We start from the raw sequence: 17,626 nt of genomic DNA, 5'->3' as shown, positions 1-17,626 counted from the left end.
AGCGTTATCGATTTGATCGAATGCTTGAGCGTCACCACCGTAAGTTTTTGCCAAAACAGTAGTAATTGCTGCAGTTAGTGTAGTTTTACCGTGGTCAACGTGGCCGATTGTACCCACGTTTACATGGGGTTTCGTACGTTCAAACTTTTCTTTTGCCATTTCTATTATCCCAGCAAAGTTACTTAGAGTTAAAAAAATATACTTTGTATGAGCTGGGGAGAAAAACTGGTGCTGATAGGCAGATTTGAACTGCCGACCTCACCCTTACCAAGGGTGCGCTCTACCAACTGAGCTATATCAGCACTTTAGATTGGAGCGGGCAGCGGGAATCGAACCCGCATCATCAGCTTGGAAGGCTGAGGTAATAGCCATTATACGATGCCCGCAATCCTAATTCTCTGGCCACCTCATTTCAAAAAAAGTGGTGGAGGGGGCAGGATTCGAACCTGCGAAGGCTGAGCCGGCAGATTTACAGTCTGCTCCCGTTGACCGCTTGGGTACCCCTCCTGAGATTGATGGTGCCGACTGCCGGAGTCGAACTGGCGACCTACTGATTACAAGTCAGTTGCTCTACCAACTGAGCTAAGTCGGCACTGCATCAAGTGGGTGCGCATTCTAGAGTAATGATTTACTCAGTGCAATAGCCTTTTGCGAAAAATTTTGCTTTTTTTATCGTTTGGTCATTTCTGAACCAGTTCGATGCAAATTAAAAGCAATAGGTTAATTTTCCGCGTAGCGAGCAAGGCCGCGCATCACCAAATTTGCGGGGGAGAGATTATCACCAAGATCTAGCTCTGTCAGCATTTTTTTGTCTCCACCGGTCACAAAAACATCAAAATCGGTTTGAATGCTGGAAATATAATCAATTGCGGACCTGTAGACCCCTTGAAGTGCTGCTAAACAACCTTGGGAGACACAGTTTTCTGTACGTTTTCCGAGCGACAACACATTCGGCACTTCGTTGTCTGCGAATACTCTTTGCGTATTTTGTGTCAATGATTGCTTCATTAAATGAAAACCCGGCACGATCCAACCGCCCAAATGTTGACCATCTGCAACAAAATCACAAGTTAAGGCGGTACCAATGTCGATAACAACAAAAGGTTTGTTGGACAATTTTTGTGCTGCAATCATTGCCAACCAACGATCGACGCCCATTGTTGACACATTTTCATAACTGTTTTTTAAACCGAATGCCGACTTTTCTGTGGTGACTTGCTGAAAAATAATAGATTGGTCGGAGCAAAATGTTTGAATGGTGTTTATGGTTTGTTCATTTGACACACTTGCCAAACAAATTTTTTTCGTTGGATGAATGAGGACAAAAGAAAATAAGTCTTCTACTTGCCGCACAATTCGAGCGGGTTGGTCTAGTTCATCAACCCAGCAAAATTTTATCTGGGTATTTCCTATGTCGACTAATAAGGTTCTATTAGTGGCCACGTAAGCTGACCTCCCCTCCATGAAAACGAGTCATGCCGTCGACGGTTTCTACTAGCAGGGCACCGGAATTATCGACGCCTCTATTGATACCAGTAAATCGCTTCTCGCCCATTTTAAGTACCACTCGCTTATCAGCGTACAAATCTAATGCTACCCATTCATGGATAAATGGCGTGAAGCCCCCTTCAGCAAATTTAGGTAAACAAAACCATAAGGACTCGATAATGGCGGCAGCAAGTTCATTGCGATTAACCTCTCTTCCTAATTGCGTGCGCACATCAGTGTGAGGCTGACCAACATCATTAGCATCTTCTGGTATATCGACATTAATACCAATACCTATCACGCAGTGGGCAGGTGCCCCTATCTGACCTTCAACTTCCACCAGCACGCCAGCTAATTTCTTACCCATAACATAGACATCGTTTGGCCACTTTAATTGCGCGGTATCTAGCCCGATCTTTTCTAAACCTTGGCAAATCGCCAGCCCAACCAATAAAGATAAACCTGACATGCTTTGGTAGCCATCATCAAAACGCCAATACATAGAGAAGGTTAAACTCCCCCCGACAGGCGCGACCCACTCTCGGCCATGACGTCCTCTCCCCGCCGTTTGTATTTCGGCAAGTAGCACGTCACCATTGCGATAGTCTTTAAGGTGTTCTTTCATCGTAGCGTTAGATGACGCCAATATTGGGGCGACATCTAAGTTTGCACGGATTACAGGTTTTTCAATCGCATTTCGAATTGACTTCGCATTGAGCAGAGTCAGTGGCTTGTCCAAACGGTACCCTTTGCCCTTTACTCTAAAGACGTTGAGGCCCCATTGCTCTAATTGACTGATATGACCCGCGACAGCGGTCCGAGAAAGGTTGAGAGTTTGCGCAAGCGCTTCTCCAGAATGAAACTCTCCATTTGATAACAAGGTCAGTAGCTGTTTGCGAACACGCTGTGCGGCGGACTTCATAATGTCATTAAACCTGTCTTACCTATTAGTCTTACTTCTGGCTCCAGTTCAACACCAAACTGGTCATGTACTTTATTAATAATAGCCTGTGCCATTTTTAACACACTATCACCTGTTGCCGAACCCGTATTGGTCAATACAAGTGGCTGTGTCGGGTGACAGCGGACGCCATCTTCTTCTTTTCCTTTAAAGCCAGCTTGGTCGATAAACCATGCCGCCGGTACTTTTACCATATTAAGAGGCAGCGAAAATGATGGCATTTGAGGATATTGAGTGAGTAATGTGTGATATTGATTTTTATCTATCACGGGATTTTTAAAAAAACTTCCAGCATTTCCCAACAGCTTAGGGTCCGGTAACTTGCTTTGCCTGATGGCTATCACTTTATGAAAAACGTCTAAATGGCTTGGCGCGACAAGTGAATCTAATTCTCCATAACTGGCATTGACAGGTACCGTTTTAGGCAATTGGAAATCGACATGAGTGATGCAAACTCTGCCAGCGTATTGACGTTTAAACACGCTATCTCGGTAGCCAAATTCACACGCTTCATTTAACCAACGTAACGTTTTACCCGTTGCCAAATCTACACCATAGACGGCAGAGATATACTGGCCAACTTCAACACCATACGCGCCAATATTCTGAATGGGAGCGGCTCCCACTGTACCAGGGATAAGTGCAAGGTTTTCTAATCCCCACCAGCCGTTTTCCATACAGTGTTGAACAAAAGCGTGCCAACTTTCTCCCGCTCCCACGCGTATATGACGCATATCTGTAGATTCGTGATACTCAATTCCTAGAATCTGATTAAGTAAAACAACGCCGTCAAAGTCATCCAAAAAAATAGAGTTACTGCCTTCACCCAACAAATAGTAAGGCCTCGTTAAATCGAGTTTAGTTAACAGTTCTTCTGTGGAGGAAAAAGTACGGACGTCGTCACAAGTGGAGGGTAATTGGAACGTGTGTAGCGAGGTGAGCGATGGCATCTACGCATTCAAAGCAAAACAGACATGTCGCCAATGGTATGGCAACATGCCTATAAAAGGAAGGGCAATATTAGCTTTTGCGTCTTCTCACGCGTAAAGCGATTAGGCCGAATGCGAGCAACCCTAACGCCGATGGCGCGCTTGCTTCAACAACGCCTTCTTTCACTAGGAACGAGCCATAGTTATAAAGAGAACCGCGGTTTCTATAAAAATTATAATCGACGGCGAAACTCTCTCCATACAAGTTGGCAAACTCAGTGATGAAATTGATGCGTGTACCCGACATGCGTAGTACGTTGTTTTCATCGCTGTAAAAACCAAAGCTATATTGCACTTGGTCATTGCTGATATCAGGGGTCACACCTAAAACGTCTAACCAGGCTTCTGCTTCTGTGTAGCACGAGTCGCCTGCTGGACAGTTGATTTGATATTGCAACGCGTGATTAGGAGCGTAGGACGGAAACATTTTTGCCGTTAACGCGTTAACTTCTGCGTTGGTCGCGTAACGCCAGTCAGAATCTATGGCATTGATGGTGGTTAGTGCGTCGTTATAACTGAGCCCAGTCGTCTCAGATAAGTCCAACCATACGAGATTTGTTGAAGCGTCGTACGCAGCCAGTCCGTCGCCACTCGAAAAAGCGTCAAAATTAATCAAAGCCGCATTAGACTTTAGACTAAAACCCAATATCACTATCAGAGAAAGAATTTTCTTCATTTTTATCATACCCCTACTTCAATGCAGGCATGATATTTAATCTGTGGTAGGAGGACTATTATCAATAAGTCTAATTAGACTTTTGGATAATATAAGAAAATTTCGAATCAAAAGGCGTAAAATTTACAATTATCTATCGTCTCGCTCTGGTTTCATTACCTTTTTTACGCAGTATTTTTACACCCATGAGTACAATACCCAAAATCGGTTTTCCAGTATCTTGAATATGCTGAATCGCATCGACGAGTTCCGACGGTTCGTTCTTCTCCACGTCGCACACAATGATAGCGCCTTCAGTATTGCGAGATAATACTAGGCCTTCTGACGACGTATTGACCGGGGGTGCAGCAATAATCACGCGTTCATAGAACACTCTGAGCTTTTGTAAATAAGCACCCGTGCGCGTTTTGGAATAGATAGCAGCAATATCATTCGATGGAGAACCTACCGGCAACAAGGTAATGTTTTCACCTGCAGGTTTAACTATGGTATCGCTAAAAGACGCTCGCTTATTAATTAGGTCCGTAAAACCTTTGTGTTCCTTGTCGATACCAAACTGTTTATTGAGGAAGTGCTCATTAATGTCGGCATCGATAAGCAACACCCGCTCAATATTGCCTATGGAACGAGCAGTATTCTCCGCAATTTTTGCATTTTCATCTTTACCACTGACACCGGTAAACAGAATGACTCGCGTGGGATCGTGATTATCCAGTAACAGCAATGACGCGCGTATAGAACGCACTGCCTCGTCGAACGCTTGTTTCGCCCGTTGTTTTCGGCGTTTTTGCATTCGTTGGGGAAGACGGCTAGTCGTATTGGGGATCTCCGCCAATACAGGGATATCGAGTTTCTTGAGTAATTGCTTATACCGCGTGTGTTTGTCACTTAGCAAGTGAACGATAAGCCAAATAATGATACTGAGAAAGGTAGAAAGTATTGTAATAACAGCAATAGACAACGCCATTCTTGGGAATACAGGCGCTTTGGGTACCTGTGCAACATCAATAATGCTGTAGTTCTTTTTACCACCGAGATCTTTCAGTACTTCTGCTTCTTGTAACCTTCCTAAAAATGCATCATATAACTGTTGATTAGACTCGACTTCTCGTTTGAGGCGAGTCAAGTTCACTTCTAAATTGCCTAATTCGGTATGTTGATCTCGCGCTTTTCCTATTTGCCCGTCGATATCCCGCAATCGCTCTGCCAATGCTGTCGATTGTTTACCCAGAGCTCGCCTGATTTGCAGCACTGTCGATTTCATTTCCTCTTCAACGGATTTAACAGCAGTTTCTGCTGCTATGTACCGATAGTGCTTGTGCTTATAGCGCTTTTTGACTTCTTCAAAATTGAGTAATTGCGCTTGGTATTGGCTTCGCAGCACTCTCACATATTCAGCACTTGCAACGGCGGGAACCTGTACTGCCGCGAAGGTATCACCGCCGACGCTGTCCATTTGCGCAGCGCTAGCATTAATCTCACTGAGTTGCTTTTCCGTAACAATGCGTTCGCGCATCAGCGCAACAATTTCGCTTTGTAACAATGTCATTTCGCTCTGCACATCGACAATTTTATTCGCTTCAAGAAAGTCCTGAAGTTTCACTTCTGACTGGGTTAGCGTTTCGCGAATACTTTCGATTTGCTGATTAAGCCAAGTTGAAGCGCTCTGGGCCCTTTCCGTCTCTTTTTGGGCTTGGTAGCGAAAAAATGCAGGGCCTATCTCATTGACGATACGCGCTGCGAGTTCTGGATCTTTAGCGACAAAATTGACTTTCAGCATGTCCGTGTTGACGATCACCGAAAGACTCAGATCCTCACGAATCACTTCTACCGTGTGAGCAACATCTGGGCGCCCCCTGTCTTTACCGCGATGCACTAAAAATTCTTTTTCAAATTGAAGCTTGTTCTCTTCAACGATTTCAGTGAGGAAGTTCCGCGAACGGATAAATTCTATATGAGTATCCATGGCAGAGGGATTCTTTCCCGTCAGTGCAGATAAACCCGATAGAGAGATGGTACTGCTGTCTTCGCTAAGAAGCAGTGTGCTACTGGCGGCATACTGTTTGGGTAAACTTTTGAGATAGGAATAACCAAAGCTCACCAGCACAACGACAGTGATGGCAATAGAAAACTTGCGCAGCCACAAGAAGGCGAATAAATCCGCAATATCAAAAGAGACTTCTTCTTTTTGTTGATCTCCCGACATTAAAAGAAGCTCTCTGGAATTTGAATGATATCACCGGGCAGCACTGCGGTTTCTGCGGTGGCAACAAAAGTCTGTTTATCCAATCCCCGCACTATTTCCCATTTGCTAGTCGACGCCCGTTGACTCAAGCCTCCTGCAATCGCAATCGCTTGGTCTACGGTTAACCCAATAACATATTCGTAAGCCCCTGCGAGTTTGACTTCACCTTTTATGTAAAATGGTCGGTATTTTTTGATAGTCACTGAAACTTGTGGAGACACCAGATAGTCAGCTTCCAACAATGTGGTGAGTTCTTGCGTCACATCTTGAGGTGTTTTGCCAACAACGTCTAATTGTCCAATGAGGGGAAATTTAATTGCACCAGATTCGCCGATACGCGCATCGAAGGTTAATTCTGGCTCATTGAACACCACGATCACGAGCTCGTCCCCAACACCTATGGGGATATTTGAGGCGTTACTCTTATGCACAAAAAGCAACGCAAAAAGGGCGAGCACGCTCCAGACTATCGTTTTCACTCAGTAAGTAACCTTAAACATTTACGCGGTCAGTTGTCCCTGTATCGGCGTCATGCTCGGTTTCTTAAGTGTCTTAGCTGAGTGAGCTGCTGGCGTATAGGCAAGAGGCGCTTCAAGTAGAATTTCGTACGCGCTATCTTCGTCTCGTTGAATCAAGGCGTAATTCAGTCTATCGAGCAACATCACGACTTCAGCGAACTCTATCTTGATTTCATTCGCCCCCATAATACGAGGGTGCTTGGTTTCCGTTTCAGCATCGTCGATAAGCAATTCTTCGTACAGCTTCTCACCTGGTCGTAAACCTGTGTAAACCAAATCAATATCGCCAACACCTTCGCCATTTTCACGGACTTTTCGCCCCATAAGGTGGGCCATCTTTTTAGCCAAATCAGCAATGCGGACAGGGTCACCCATATCGAGGACAAACACTTCTCCGTCTCGCCCCATGGAACCAGCCTGTATGACTAACTGGGCCGCTTCAGGGATAGTCATGAAGTAGCGAATGATATCTGGATGAGTAACAGTCATAGGGCCATTGGCTTTGATTTGCTTTTCGAATACGGGCACAACCGACCCCGATGATCCCAGCACGTTGCCGAACCTCACAATCGCGTATTCTGTTGTTGACCCCAGTTCCGCTAGACCTTGAACAAATAGCTCGGCAAAGCGTTTGGTTGCCCCCATGATATTGGTTGGCCTAACGGCTTTATCAGTGGAGACCAAAACAAACTTTTCAACCTGGTATTCTGCAGCGATAAGCGCGACGTTGGCGGTGCCAAACACGTTATTGCGAATACCTGCAGGCACGTTCTTCTCAACCATAGGCACGTGTTTGTATGCCGCCGCGTGATAAATGGTTTTGATCTCGTATTTTTCTATTGTATTGCGTACCGCTTCGTTGTCTTGGATGGAAGCAAGGACGGCATTGATCGTGAGTTTAGGGTGCGCATTACGCAATTCATGTTCAATTTGGTATAGATTGTATTCACTGAGTTCAAACAGTGTGAGTGAGTCGGGTTTCACTTTCGCTATCTGGCGACACAATTCGCTACCAATGGATCCGCCTGCACCGGTGACCAATACGTGCTTGCCAGTAATGTTCTCTTTTAACAACTCTGCAATCGGAGGTACGGGCGAGCGACCGAGTAACTCTTCGATCTTTACTTCTTTGAGTTCGTCTATTTTGCGTTTACCTGAGGCAACCTCACTGACATCCGGCACCGTCATTAGCTCGAGAGCATAGGGCTCTAACGCCACTAAGATTTCTTTACGACGTTCTTGAGAAGTATTGTTAACTGCCAACAATATCTTTTTGACTTGGTGCTTCTTAATCAGCTTAGTGATGGCAGACTTCGCCACTACGGGTAAACCTAGGATAGTTTTGCCTTGATATCGGCTTTTGTCATCGATAAACGCGATAGGTTTGAGGTCTTTACCGTTATTCAACGCGTGGACCAAAGCCCGACCTGCGTGTTCAGCACCATATACCAAACATTTCTCACGCTCGTAGTAACCCTGTGATTGGCTCGCCATGTAGATAAGTAATCGTGGGCCGCCGACGAAAATCATACCGAAAGTGAAATAGATGATCGGTACACTCATTGGCAAGAAGGCATTAAAGATACTGCTCATTACCAAGAGATAAACGATAGATGCGACAAGGCCACCGACGATAGCAAATGCCGATTTCAGTGCTAAATACCTTAACACTTGACGGTAGTGGCTCAGTAACATCAACACGCCAATGGTGAATACAAGGTTACCGAGCAACAATAAGAATTCCGCGTTGCCTATCGGATTGGGTGTTAGTCCCAGTCGAATCCAATATGCTAGCGCAAACGCCAACGACAAACCGGCCGCATCCCATACAACAAGGATGAGACGTTTTATCGCTGTAGGCAGGCTAAACAAATTGTTAATGACACTCATCCACCGCCTCCTTCATTACTGCTCTGATGGTTTCGCAGGTCAATTGAATTTCTTCTCTCGTCAATGTCGGATGAACGAGGAACATCAGACTACTATGGCCTAATTCTTGGGCAATTGGCAATTCGACTTCTGGCCTAAAATTCGTTCCGTCGAACGCCTTTTCTAAGTAGACTTCAGAACAAGATCCAGAGAAACAAGGCACGCCTCTACCTACGATCTCGTTCATAATACGGTCTCGATTCCAGCCCTCTACAAGCGCAGATTCATCGACAAACACGTAACATTTGTATGCAGCATGGAGAATATGCGCAGGGACTTGGGGCACTCTCAACCCTTGTAATGATTGGGCGGTGTCCCATATTTGAGTTGCATAATCTAAGCGAGTCTCTGTCCATTTAGCCATCTTGCGCAACTGAAGGCGGCCAACAGCTGACTGCATTTCAGTTAAGCGCCAATTGGTACCGAAAGATTCATGCAACCAACGGAAACCAGGAGGGTGTTGCCTTTCATAGACGGCTTCAAAGGATTTACCGTGATCTTTAAACGACCACACTCGTTGCCAAAGTGCTTTGTCATTTGTCGTAACCATGCCGCCTTCTCCAGCAGTAGTCATGATTTTATCCTGACAAAAACTCCATGCACCGATATGGCCAATACTGCCGACGGAACGTCCTTTGTATTTTGCGCCATGCGCTTGAGCACAATCCTCAACAACCTTAAGCCCTTTGGCATCCGCCAACGCCATAATGTCATCCATCTCGCAAGGCCAACCAGCCAAATGCACACACAATACGGCTGAGGTATTCGGCGTCAGTACCGCTTCAATAGAAGCTGCCGTGATATTCTGTGTATCAAGGTCAAGATCGGCAAATACCGGCTTTAACCCCGCTAACACAATCGACGAAATTGAGGCAATAAACGTTCTCGACGTCACGATAACTTCTGACCCCTTCGGCAAGTCCAAAGACTGCCAGCACAGGTCTAGTGCCACTGTTCCGTTGGCGACGGCGACGGCGTAATCTGAGTCTGCAAACTCGGCAAATTCTTTCTCGAATTCTCGGCCTTCTTGGCCGGTCCAATAATTGACCTTGTTGCTCTGCATCACTGCGAGGACGGCTTGTTGTTCCTCTTCATCGTATAGTGGCCATGGGGAAAACGGTCCATTAAGCATGAGAATCTCCTCGCGTATTTTTGTTGTTCTTAATCACTTTTGCAGGACTGCCGACAGCAGTCACATAAGATGGAATAGGATTAACGACTGTTGCGCCAGCGCCGATCATAGTGTGTGAGCCAATTTCACAGCATTGAATCACGCAAGAGCCGATGCCAATCATAGTACAGCGCCCGACTGAAACCTGCCCAGCTAGATTGGTGCCGGGCGCAATATGAACGAAATCCTCGATATGACAATCATGGTCAACCGTTGCCCCTGTGTTGATAATGCAACTTCTGCCAATTTGTGCACAAGCATTCACTATGCTACCGGGCATAATCAGTGAGCCAGCTCCTACAGAAGATGTCGAACTGACCACAGCATTTGGGTCAATCAATGTTGCTAAGGTGCCGCCAGCGTTTTCTATATCTATGGTAAATTTTTCTCTGATTTCATTGTTACCAATCGCAACAATAAACTCGGTATGCGGGCCGACATATTGAACAAAGCTTGCGATTTTTCCCACTACAGGAACCGTTAAAATGGTGTCGGCCGATGGGTTGTCATCTAAACATAGCATCTTGGTGTAACAGCCCATGGCGCGAGCCACTTCTATCACGACTTTACCATGGCCACTCATACCTAAAATTACCAAACGTTTCTCGCATGAGTTCACACTAGTCATTGCGTTTGTCTCCAGTGAAAGGTGCCATGGTTACACCACTGTCATCGGTAATATCCGACCGTCGGACGACTTTGAGTACTGTCAGCCAGAGAATTTTGATGTCGAGGGCCATAGAGCGATTATCGACATACCAAACGTCCAATTCGAATTTCTGCTCCCATGAAATGGCATTGCGACCATTGATTTGAGCCCAGCCTGTGACGCCAGGACGTACTTCGTGTCTTCTTGCTTGACGTTCGGAATACAAAGGCAAATACCTTTCTAATAGTGGACGTGGCCCAACTAAGCTCATATCCCCTTTTAATACGTTCCAAAGTTCAGGTAGTTCATCAAGACTGGTACTGCGCAAAAATTTGCCGAACGCAGTTAACCTTACTTCATCGGGCAGTAGCTCTCCGTTTTCATCGCGCTCATCTGTCATGGTTCGAAACTTTACCATGGTAAACATTTTGCCATTCACCCCGGGCCGAGCTTGACTAAACAACACTGGAGCCCCCAGTTTTACTCTAATCATAATGACTAAAACGAATAGCACAGGCGCTAGCGCAACCAATGCAAGCAACGAAACGAGGATATCTAAAAGTCGCTTAAGCACGAGGTTTCGCCTCCCAATGCTTCATCACCTGATCGTAAAATGACATCACCTCTAGTGCATTATGCTCAACATTCATTACAGACGAGACTTTATTAAACGCGCGGTCAACCATGCCATCGTGATTGGGACCTTCTTCGATAGCGCGAAGAATTTGTTCAGCAAAGGCTGGCGGATATTTGGAAACCGCCATGTAGCCGGTGTCACCTGGGACCACTAAATCAGGAAAACCTCCAACGTTTGATGTCAAGGTTGGCACTCTAGCGTACATCGACTCAACCGCGCCGCCGACGTTTTCTGAATGCGACGGGTGTACCGCCAAATCAAACTGTGGATACAAAGACGGCACATCATTTCGATTCCCAAGAAAAACACAGGTGTCCCCAACTTTTTTCTGGGCATAGCGTTTTACTTTTTCGTAATACCGTTGCGCATTCCCCCACGGGCCACCCACCATGACACACTTGATATCCGGGTGTTGTGCTTTGACTATCGCTATGGCATCAATTAAGTCTTCGTGTCCTTTCAAACCTCGAGTTTGGCCAAGATAAGGTTTCGGTGCATAAAAATATGCCACCATACCCACGACAAAGGTGGAATCTCCCGCGCCGATCATGGCTCGTAAATCCTCAGCATCCCTATTCGGCTTGGTGAAATCCTCTGCATTGACACCGTAGTAGGCAAGGCCAATTTTTTCTTGTTCTACGCCGAATCGAGCAAGGGCCTCCTTTGTCCAAATACATGACGCAAGATAATAGTCATTGGCGCCAGCGCTATTCACATCGAGGTGTCGATAGGCTAAATGCTCAAGGTGCAAAGGGCCGGGGATATGAAAGATACGCGGAATATCCAGTCCTTTCATGGCATACCGCATTAAAAGCGTCGTTGCCACAAAATGACTGTGAACGATATCGGGCTTAATCTCCGTAATCAGGTTTCTTAGCGCTAACGCGGCAGCTTTGTTCTTCCACAATTTAGGGACAACTAAAGAAGGGTCGAGAATATGTGTTTTGACGCCAACCTCATTGTAACGTTGCACCATAGGGCCATCGGGAAGCGCGAGATGCACTTCAATACCGTGCTTAACGAGTTCTCGTGTTTGTCTTAGTGCCCATGTTGCGCCAACAGCAGTTTTGAGCAAATGAAGGACTCTCATATTGCCTCCTTCAAAAATTGATACATTTGTTCTCGCCTCGTTGTTAGCACGTCATTGTGATAGTTCTTTGCTATTGCGTAGTTTGTCTCGGCTTCCCTTGCATAATTCTCTGGCGTTAAGTTCACAGCCCTAACAATGGTTTCCGCCAAGGCGTTGGGTTGATCTCTTTCAACTATCCATTGGGGCGCCAATAGCTCGTTAACACCACCAACATTGGTTGCGACACAGACTTTAGCACGTGCCATTGACTCAATAACCACACGAGGCAATCCTTCCTGCCTAGAAGCCAATACAAAAAAATCGGCATTATCTATGTGTTGGCGGATTTCAGCGCGCTCGGCGATGTTGCCAGTAAATGTGACTTGCTGATCTACACCCAACTGTTTTGCCAAACTCTCCATTTGAGGTTGCAGTTGGCCGCCGCCTATCCATGTTAAATTGAGTAACACGCCCTTTTTTTTCAAAATGGAGAGCGCCTCAAGCATAGTGTCACAGCCTTTATAAGGTTGCGACAAATTGCCAATACACAAAATCGATTGTTCATGTTGCCGGTTATGAGACTGAAACTCTCGATAGTCTTCATCAACCATCAAGATAGATGAGTAGTGAGTTGAAAAGCCCTGGGGGTTAGGAGGATACCGTCTTTGTAATGCCATTTCAGTAACATAGCCAGCGCTCTTCGCTCGCCGACATTGATTTTTGAGCATAGCAATGAACACTGCGCGAATAATAGGACGTATAGGATTTGCGCTCGCGCCTGAGGCAAATGTATCGCTGGGGTCGCCAACGACCTCCACGCCAAACGGCATATTCCGTACCATGGCAAACTTTTGATAAAGCCAGGACAGTACGCCCGGTACTCTAAAAATGGCGCGATTGGCTTGGCCCCTGCGTTGTTTCAATACTTTTATTGTGGCAGGAATGGCACGTATGAACTGCCCTAAACCAATATATCCTGGTAGCGCAGTCAAGGTAACCTTATCGCCAAGTACTTCACTCCACAGCCTATCGGGCTTATCAACATGATGAACTCGAGCCACGATATTAACAGTATCAAACTGATTCAAATACCGCGTCCAAAACACATAGGGAAACGCATTTTCTGTCCAAACCTTGCCTTTTGAACAGACGTAAAATCGTTTTTCAATCACGACGTCAACAATCATCTTATACCCTAAAATACAATCGACCACGTTGCGATATAAACAACAGGCCAAAAAACAATATCAAACAATATATGAAGGACTTAAACAGAATGAGAGACTCACCTCTGATGGCGTAAATAAAGTAAAACAAATTAAAGTACGTCAACAGCACGCCCACTGGGCGGTTGAGCAAGTAACCGCGATAACACCAAGACAAGAAAAAAGCGATGAATGCGAACAAGAAAGGTACTCCGGCGTAGCCAAAGTTGATGAGCGCCTCGCCCTCTATCGAAAAGCCATATGCGCCATCGTTTGCTGCAGGCGAATATTCACGGCTAAACCAAATTGATAATGGTGTGGTGAGCTTGATTGCGCCCAGCGTCATCATGTTGACGAATCCAGAAAAATAACTTTCGCCCCACATCACTAACTGACCTTGATCTAACCATGACAGCACATTGCTCGTCACCATCAGGTTACTACCTTGATTGAGGAAAGAGCTTAAACCGTCTCCCTCGAATGAGTCTCCTCGCCCTGCCGACATCATGGTGAACCCGAAAACGGCAAACGTTACACCGACTATGAGCTTCCAAAGCGCAATTCGATGATCTTTATAAAACCAAAAGAACAGCGGTAAGCTGATCAATGCAAAGTCACGTTCGCCCATGTAGAAGCAATAGCTAAAGTAAAACACCACGATAAGAGGGAATAGCCAAACCACTCGACCTTTCATATCAATACGCGGCGCTACAGTGAGAAAACAGAAGAGAAGTAAAGGCCAAAGCGTAAGCAGCACATAGTGACCAATACCTACCGCTTGGATTCTTTGTACTTTATCAAGAGGAGCAAAACCGATTCGCATAAATGCGAACGCAAACACAGCCATTACCGGCAGGCTCATTAATAACAAACAGATTTGTTTAACCAACACCGGATATTTGATAACAGGAGTAAACGAGGAGTCGAGTTTACCGATCGCATTGGATGGAAAAAGTGCCAAAGTCACCAACGCCAAGAAGAAAGCGATAGATGCCTCATCCATGTAATCTCGTTTTATGCCACTATAAATCGTGTATCCGAGCATATCAGCGAGATAAGGACCAAAACAAAAGTATAAGTAACAAAAGCTATAAATTGCTAGGGGTGAGAATTTACCGCCGTGATAGGTCATCTCCCACATTATCCTGGAGACTACACATCCAATAGACAAATAGAAAAATAGATGTTCCATCACGCCAACCTTTTCATAGTGTAGTTGAAGCGCCAGAAACAAAAAATCGAGTGCGACACGCCACTCAAAGAGATCAGTGCCAGTAGTCCAAAAATACCAATGTAACTAAACGTCAGCCAAGCGATGATCCCCGTTAATGATGTGTTGATAACTGTCACTTTGAGCAATAGTTGGTGCTCTTTGTTTACGGTTAATAAGTAGTTAGAAAACGAGAACAACAAGGGACCAAACGCCAAAATCAAAAACCAACGAAAAATGTCTGGGTAATTAGGGTCTTGCAGTTGCAGATTGTTGTGTGCAGCCCAAAAGCCGTCGAACAACAAAGGTAATTGCCATACTTGCAACAATACATACATGGCTAAGCTTCGAGCTAACCCTTTGTATACACTTCGTTTTAATCCAACTGCATCGTTGAGCGAGATCAGTTTAGACCAATTGTGCAGTTGGGCTTGGCACAAGGCATTATTCAATACCAGCAGTGCCGTTAATAAAAAGCTGCTGATCGTCAATATAGCCAGCAGACCTGACTCTTCTTGCCCGCCCAGAAGATAGCGCGGAATATTAAAATACACCGAAAATACCAACGCACTCATAGACAGAGGAATTATGGATTTAAAGGTATTACCTAGGTTGGCAGGCTTTTTTGCTCGCACGCCAAATTGCCACCAAGATACCGCGACAAAACCGATAGACAAGATCGTTAGCGCAAAAGGCAAATGCTCAAAAGTCAGAACGACAAGCGCGCCAACCGCAATGACAATAATCTTTAAAACGGCTAACCAAGCCAAGCGACCCGATTGCTTGCTCTTGATGTTTTTTGCTATTGGAAGATCGAAGAAAAATTCGGTTGATTTTGCAAGACAGATCGCGACCGCGAGCGTTACCGCGCCGTATACTGAACCCAATGCTAGCGCCAAAAGCACTCCTATGGCGCAGAGAAGTAGCCTTATGCCGATGACTTGCTCGTCGCTTAGATGCTCACTGCTTAACAAGTAATTTCGAGAGGGACTGGCACACAACAGTGCTATTGGAGAAAAAATAGCGAGTAGGAAACTATACTGAGCCACAGCTTCGACATCTTCACTGAATGAAAGCCATAGCACAATAAACCACGGCACTAAAAATGCTGTAGCTTGGAATAGCAACAATGCAGCTGCTGTTTGATGTACGGCCAAAAATCGAATTCGCATGTTACCCGTTCAACGCACTTGCGTCGTAACAAGTGCTATTTTGTTATTATTATTGTTTTATTAAGAACCGGCATGACTACCATGCCCAATTTAAATATTCACTGTACTTAATATCACTTTGAATTAACAGTCAATATAGGCAAAATTGGCCTAATGTATAATATGCCCAGCACCATAGTAAGCACACACTAACTAAAAGTGTTCTCAACCTAGATAACCCACCACACTCACATACCCAAATAAAAACGCCAATGGCAAATCAACATCAAGCAGGCACGTGTCCTATTTGTTACTTTACATAGACACACAAACTAAGCCTCACGTTGAGTCTAGCGAAAAAAGACCGTGTTTATCTGACGCAAACAGGTATTCGTCGATTATATCTAACATAACAAGAATAAGTTTTTCATAGTGAGGGGGTATTCATCAATGGATGTTCCCATGAGAACTAGTGCACATATTTATTTATTTGCTTGTATATTCTTGACCGCTACCGCGCCGTCCTTTGCTGGTTGTAATGCTTATGTTGACCAAAATGAACCGGACAAAATTAAGTTTAGTGACCCTGACAACAGCAAAACGATTGACGGCTATATTGCCTGCCTGAGTGCAGCTGACCCAATTATTCGCGACGAATACGCGTTTATGGAATTGAGCCGCAAGCTCAGAAACGATCCGCCAGACTCGTCCAAAATGAAGGCAATTTATCTGGAGGCGGTTAATCACTTTAAACAAACCGACATTACCGCTTATCATCGTTCGTTTTTAACTCTCGCGCTCTCAGAGATAGCAAGAGTTGATAGATTTACACCATTTTTGTCAGAAAAAGATCGTCAATTTTTGGTCGATACAGGCGTTTCATTGCTGACACAAAGTACAGACTTGACGGGCTTTGATCCTAATATTGGCTATGTTCATCAGATTGCTCACACAGCCGATCTGGTACTTCAACTTTCGCTCAATAAAGCCATCGATTCGAAGCAACTTCGTCTTCTATCACAGGCCATTAAAGCCGCTATCAACCCCAATACCCTGCACTTTTATCATTATGGCGAACCCGATAGGTTAGTCAGAGCAAGCGTTTACCTTATGGTTAGAGAGGAATTGGATGAAGCCTATTGGCAGGAATGGCTTAACGATTTTGAGAAATATAACAAAGCACCATGGAACAAAGCTTATCAAACCAACGAGGGATTAGCAGCGCTCCACAATACTCAAAACTATCTCAACCGGTTACTACTGTGGAGCTACAATGCGAAGAACGAAAGACTGACTAAAATACACGACCTAACTTTGGTTTTACTCAAAAAAGTTAGATGACATGCGAAAACATTGTCTCGTTTTCATTGAGTTGTTTTCTATTTCTTCAGCCCACTCAATCGAGTAGGCTTTTCACAATGGGAGCCCCGTGACGGCGAGGGACGGTGACGACGCTCACGGGGTAGACCCAGTGAGTAAAGATAAAGATGGCGCTTTTTTCTGCGCCTAAAACAAAAAAAGCCCACTCAACTGAGTGGGCTTTTCACAATGGGAGCCCCGTACCGGCGAGGGACGGTGGCGACTCTCACAGGGTAGTGCCCGCGAGCAGTCTTAAACAAAGAACATATCGAGAAAATGATAACTGAAGGCGTAAAAAGACCATAGTACCCAAGCCGAAGAGGACGAATATTGGATTCAAGACTAAGATGAAGCATTTTCACCACGCCC

Annotated in this window: 17 protein-coding genes and 4 tRNA genes; 1 reads left to right on the top strand and 20 read right to left on the bottom strand. The window is 45.2% G+C overall.

The window, feature by feature from the left end:
- The 19 genes from AC27G9_RS20745 to AC27G9_RS20655 form a co-directional block, all read right to left on the bottom strand.
- A partial coding sequence (locus AC27G9_RS20745) for a GTP-binding protein (RefSeq protein ID WP_487075891.1) occupies positions 1-159 on the bottom strand: 159 nt, incomplete at its 3' end.
- Positions 160-226: 67 nt separating this feature from the next.
- Positions 227-302 (bottom strand) — tRNA-Thr (locus AC27G9_RS20740).
- 9 nt (positions 303-311) lie between these two features.
- Positions 312-386: transfer RNA gene (locus AC27G9_RS20735), tRNA-Gly, on the bottom strand.
- A 36-nt stretch (positions 387-422) separates the two neighbouring features.
- Positions 423-507 (bottom strand) — tRNA-Tyr (locus AC27G9_RS20730).
- A gap of 9 nt (positions 508-516) precedes the next feature.
- Positions 517-592: transfer RNA gene (locus AC27G9_RS20725), tRNA-Thr, on the bottom strand.
- A 128-nt stretch (positions 593-720) separates the two neighbouring features.
- Entirely contained in the window at positions 721-1,443 is a 723-nt protein-coding gene (locus AC27G9_RS20720; RefSeq protein WP_487076449.1) for a type III pantothenate kinase, read from the bottom strand.
- Complete coding sequence (gene birA / locus AC27G9_RS20715; RefSeq protein WP_487076448.1) at positions 1,433-2,410, bottom strand: bifunctional biotin--[acetyl-CoA-carboxylase] ligase/biotin operon repressor BirA; 978 nt, start codon at positions 2,408-2,410, stop codon at positions 1,433-1,435. The genes AC27G9_RS20720 and birA overlap by 11 nt, the downstream gene beginning before the upstream one ends.
- Positions 2,407-3,399 carry a UDP-N-acetylmuramate dehydrogenase gene (gene murB, locus AC27G9_RS20710; RefSeq protein WP_487076447.1) on the bottom strand — a complete coding sequence of 331 codons (993 nt, stop codon included), beginning with the start codon at positions 3,397-3,399 and terminating at the stop codon, positions 2,407-2,409. The genes birA and murB overlap by 4 nt, the downstream gene beginning before the upstream one ends.
- 70 nt (positions 3,400-3,469) lie before the next feature.
- On the bottom strand, positions 3,470-4,114 hold the full coding sequence (locus AC27G9_RS20705; RefSeq protein WP_487076446.1) for a hypothetical protein: 645 nt from the start codon (positions 4,112-4,114) through the stop codon (positions 3,470-3,472).
- Positions 4,115-4,247: 133 nt separating this feature from the next.
- The gene (locus AC27G9_RS20700) at positions 4,248-6,320 is read right to left on the bottom strand and encodes a GumC family protein (RefSeq protein ID WP_487076445.1); all 2,073 of its coding nucleotides are present in this window, start codon (positions 6,318-6,320) and stop codon (positions 4,248-4,250) included.
- The gene (locus tag AC27G9_RS20695) at positions 6,320-6,838 is read right to left on the bottom strand and encodes a polysaccharide biosynthesis/export family protein (protein ID WP_487076444.1); all 519 of its coding nucleotides are present in this window, start codon (positions 6,836-6,838) and stop codon (positions 6,320-6,322) included. The genes AC27G9_RS20700 and AC27G9_RS20695 overlap by 1 nt, the downstream gene beginning before the upstream one ends.
- Positions 6,839-6,859: 21 nt before the next feature.
- On the bottom strand, positions 6,860-8,767 hold the full coding sequence (locus tag AC27G9_RS20690; RefSeq protein WP_487076442.1) for a polysaccharide biosynthesis protein: 1,908 nt from the start codon (positions 8,765-8,767) through the stop codon (positions 6,860-6,862).
- Positions 8,754-9,938 carry a DegT/DnrJ/EryC1/StrS family aminotransferase gene (locus AC27G9_RS20685; protein ID WP_487076441.1) on the bottom strand — a complete coding sequence of 395 codons (1,185 nt, stop codon included), beginning with the start codon at positions 9,936-9,938 and terminating at the stop codon, positions 8,754-8,756. The genes AC27G9_RS20690 and AC27G9_RS20685 overlap by 14 nt, the downstream gene beginning before the upstream one ends.
- On the bottom strand, positions 9,931-10,605 hold the full coding sequence (locus AC27G9_RS20680) for an acetyltransferase (RefSeq protein WP_487076439.1): 675 nt from the start codon (positions 10,603-10,605) through the stop codon (positions 9,931-9,933). The genes AC27G9_RS20685 and AC27G9_RS20680 overlap by 8 nt, the downstream gene beginning before the upstream one ends.
- Complete coding sequence (locus tag AC27G9_RS20675; RefSeq protein ID WP_487076438.1) at positions 10,598-11,200, bottom strand: sugar transferase; 603 nt, start codon at positions 11,198-11,200, stop codon at positions 10,598-10,600. The genes AC27G9_RS20680 and AC27G9_RS20675 overlap by 8 nt, the downstream gene beginning before the upstream one ends.
- Entirely contained in the window at positions 11,193-12,353 is a 1,161-nt protein-coding gene (locus tag AC27G9_RS20670) for a glycosyltransferase family 4 protein (protein ID WP_487076436.1), read from the bottom strand. Before AC27G9_RS20670 ends, AC27G9_RS20675 begins: the two co-directional genes overlap by 8 nt.
- Positions 12,350-13,519: a glycosyltransferase gene (locus AC27G9_RS20665; RefSeq protein ID WP_487076435.1), complete on the bottom strand. Its 1,170-nt coding sequence runs from the start codon at positions 13,517-13,519 to the stop codon at positions 12,350-12,352. The genes AC27G9_RS20670 and AC27G9_RS20665 overlap by 4 nt, the downstream gene beginning before the upstream one ends.
- 1 nt (position 13,520) lies before the next feature.
- Positions 13,521-14,540 carry a hypothetical protein gene (locus AC27G9_RS20660; protein ID WP_487076434.1) on the bottom strand — a complete coding sequence of 340 codons (1,020 nt, stop codon included), beginning with the start codon at positions 14,538-14,540 and terminating at the stop codon, positions 13,521-13,523.
- 188 nt (positions 14,541-14,728) lie between these two features.
- Positions 14,729-15,919: a hypothetical protein gene (locus AC27G9_RS20655; RefSeq protein ID WP_487076432.1), complete on the bottom strand. Its 1,191-nt coding sequence runs from the start codon at positions 15,917-15,919 to the stop codon at positions 14,729-14,731.
- Between the two features lie 441 nt (positions 15,920-16,360).
- On the opposite strand from AC27G9_RS20655, the gene AC27G9_RS20650 reads away from it, so the two are divergent.
- Positions 16,361-17,239, top strand: a complete 879-nt coding sequence (locus tag AC27G9_RS20650; protein ID WP_487076431.1) for a DUF2785 domain-containing protein — start codon at positions 16,361-16,363, stop codon at positions 17,237-17,239.
- Positions 17,240-17,424: 185 nt separating this feature from the next.
- Here AC27G9_RS20650 and AC27G9_RS20645 read toward each other — a convergent pair.
- Positions 17,425-17,626 (bottom strand): hypothetical protein (locus AC27G9_RS20645; protein WP_487076429.1); only part of this gene is annotated, 202 nt, incomplete at its 5' end.

The organism is Alteromonas sp. 5NS40-0096, assembly GCF_057544385.1.
This window is presented reverse-complemented; position numbering and strand designations above follow the sequence as displayed.

What these genes read in the sequence shown, in the direction of transcription:
- birA (WP_487076448.1), bottom strand. Translation starts at nt 2,410, where the DNA reads ATGAAGTCCGCCGCACAGCGTGTTCGCAAACAGCTACTGACCTTGTTA.
- murB (WP_487076447.1), bottom strand. Translation starts at nt 3,399, where the DNA reads ATGCCATCGCTCACCTCGCTACACACGTTCCAATTACCCTCCACTTGT.
- AC27G9_RS20705 (WP_487076446.1), bottom strand. Translation starts at nt 4,114, where the DNA reads ATGAAGAAAATTCTTTCTCTGATAGTGATATTGGGTTTTAGTCTAAAG.
- AC27G9_RS20700 (WP_487076445.1), bottom strand. Translation starts at nt 6,320, where the DNA reads ATGTCGGGAGATCAACAAAAAGAAGAAGTCTCTTTTGATATTGCGGAT.
- AC27G9_RS20690 (WP_487076442.1), bottom strand. Translation starts at nt 8,767, where the DNA reads ATGAGTGTCATTAACAATTTGTTTAGCCTGCCTACAGCGATAAAACGT.
- AC27G9_RS20685 (WP_487076441.1), bottom strand. Translation starts at nt 9,938, where the DNA reads ATGCTTAATGGACCGTTTTCCCCATGGCCACTATACGATGAAGAGGAA.
- AC27G9_RS20680 (WP_487076439.1), bottom strand. Translation starts at nt 10,605, where the DNA reads ATGACTAGTGTGAACTCATGCGAGAAACGTTTGGTAATTTTAGGTATG.
- AC27G9_RS20670 (WP_487076436.1), bottom strand. Translation starts at nt 12,353, where the DNA reads ATGAGAGTCCTTCATTTGCTCAAAACTGCTGTTGGCGCAACATGGGCA.
- AC27G9_RS20665 (WP_487076435.1), bottom strand. Translation starts at nt 13,519, where the DNA reads ATGATTGTTGACGTCGTGATTGAAAAACGATTTTACGTCTGTTCAAAA.
- AC27G9_RS20660 (WP_487076434.1), bottom strand. Translation starts at nt 14,540, where the DNA reads ATGGATGAGGCATCTATCGCTTTCTTCTTGGCGTTGGTGACTTTGGCA.
- AC27G9_RS20655 (WP_487076432.1), bottom strand. Translation starts at nt 15,919, where the DNA reads ATGCGAATTCGATTTTTGGCCGTACATCAAACAGCAGCTGCATTGTTG.
- AC27G9_RS20650 (WP_487076431.1), top strand. Translation starts at nt 16,361, where the DNA reads ATGAGAACTAGTGCACATATTTATTTATTTGCTTGTATATTCTTGACC.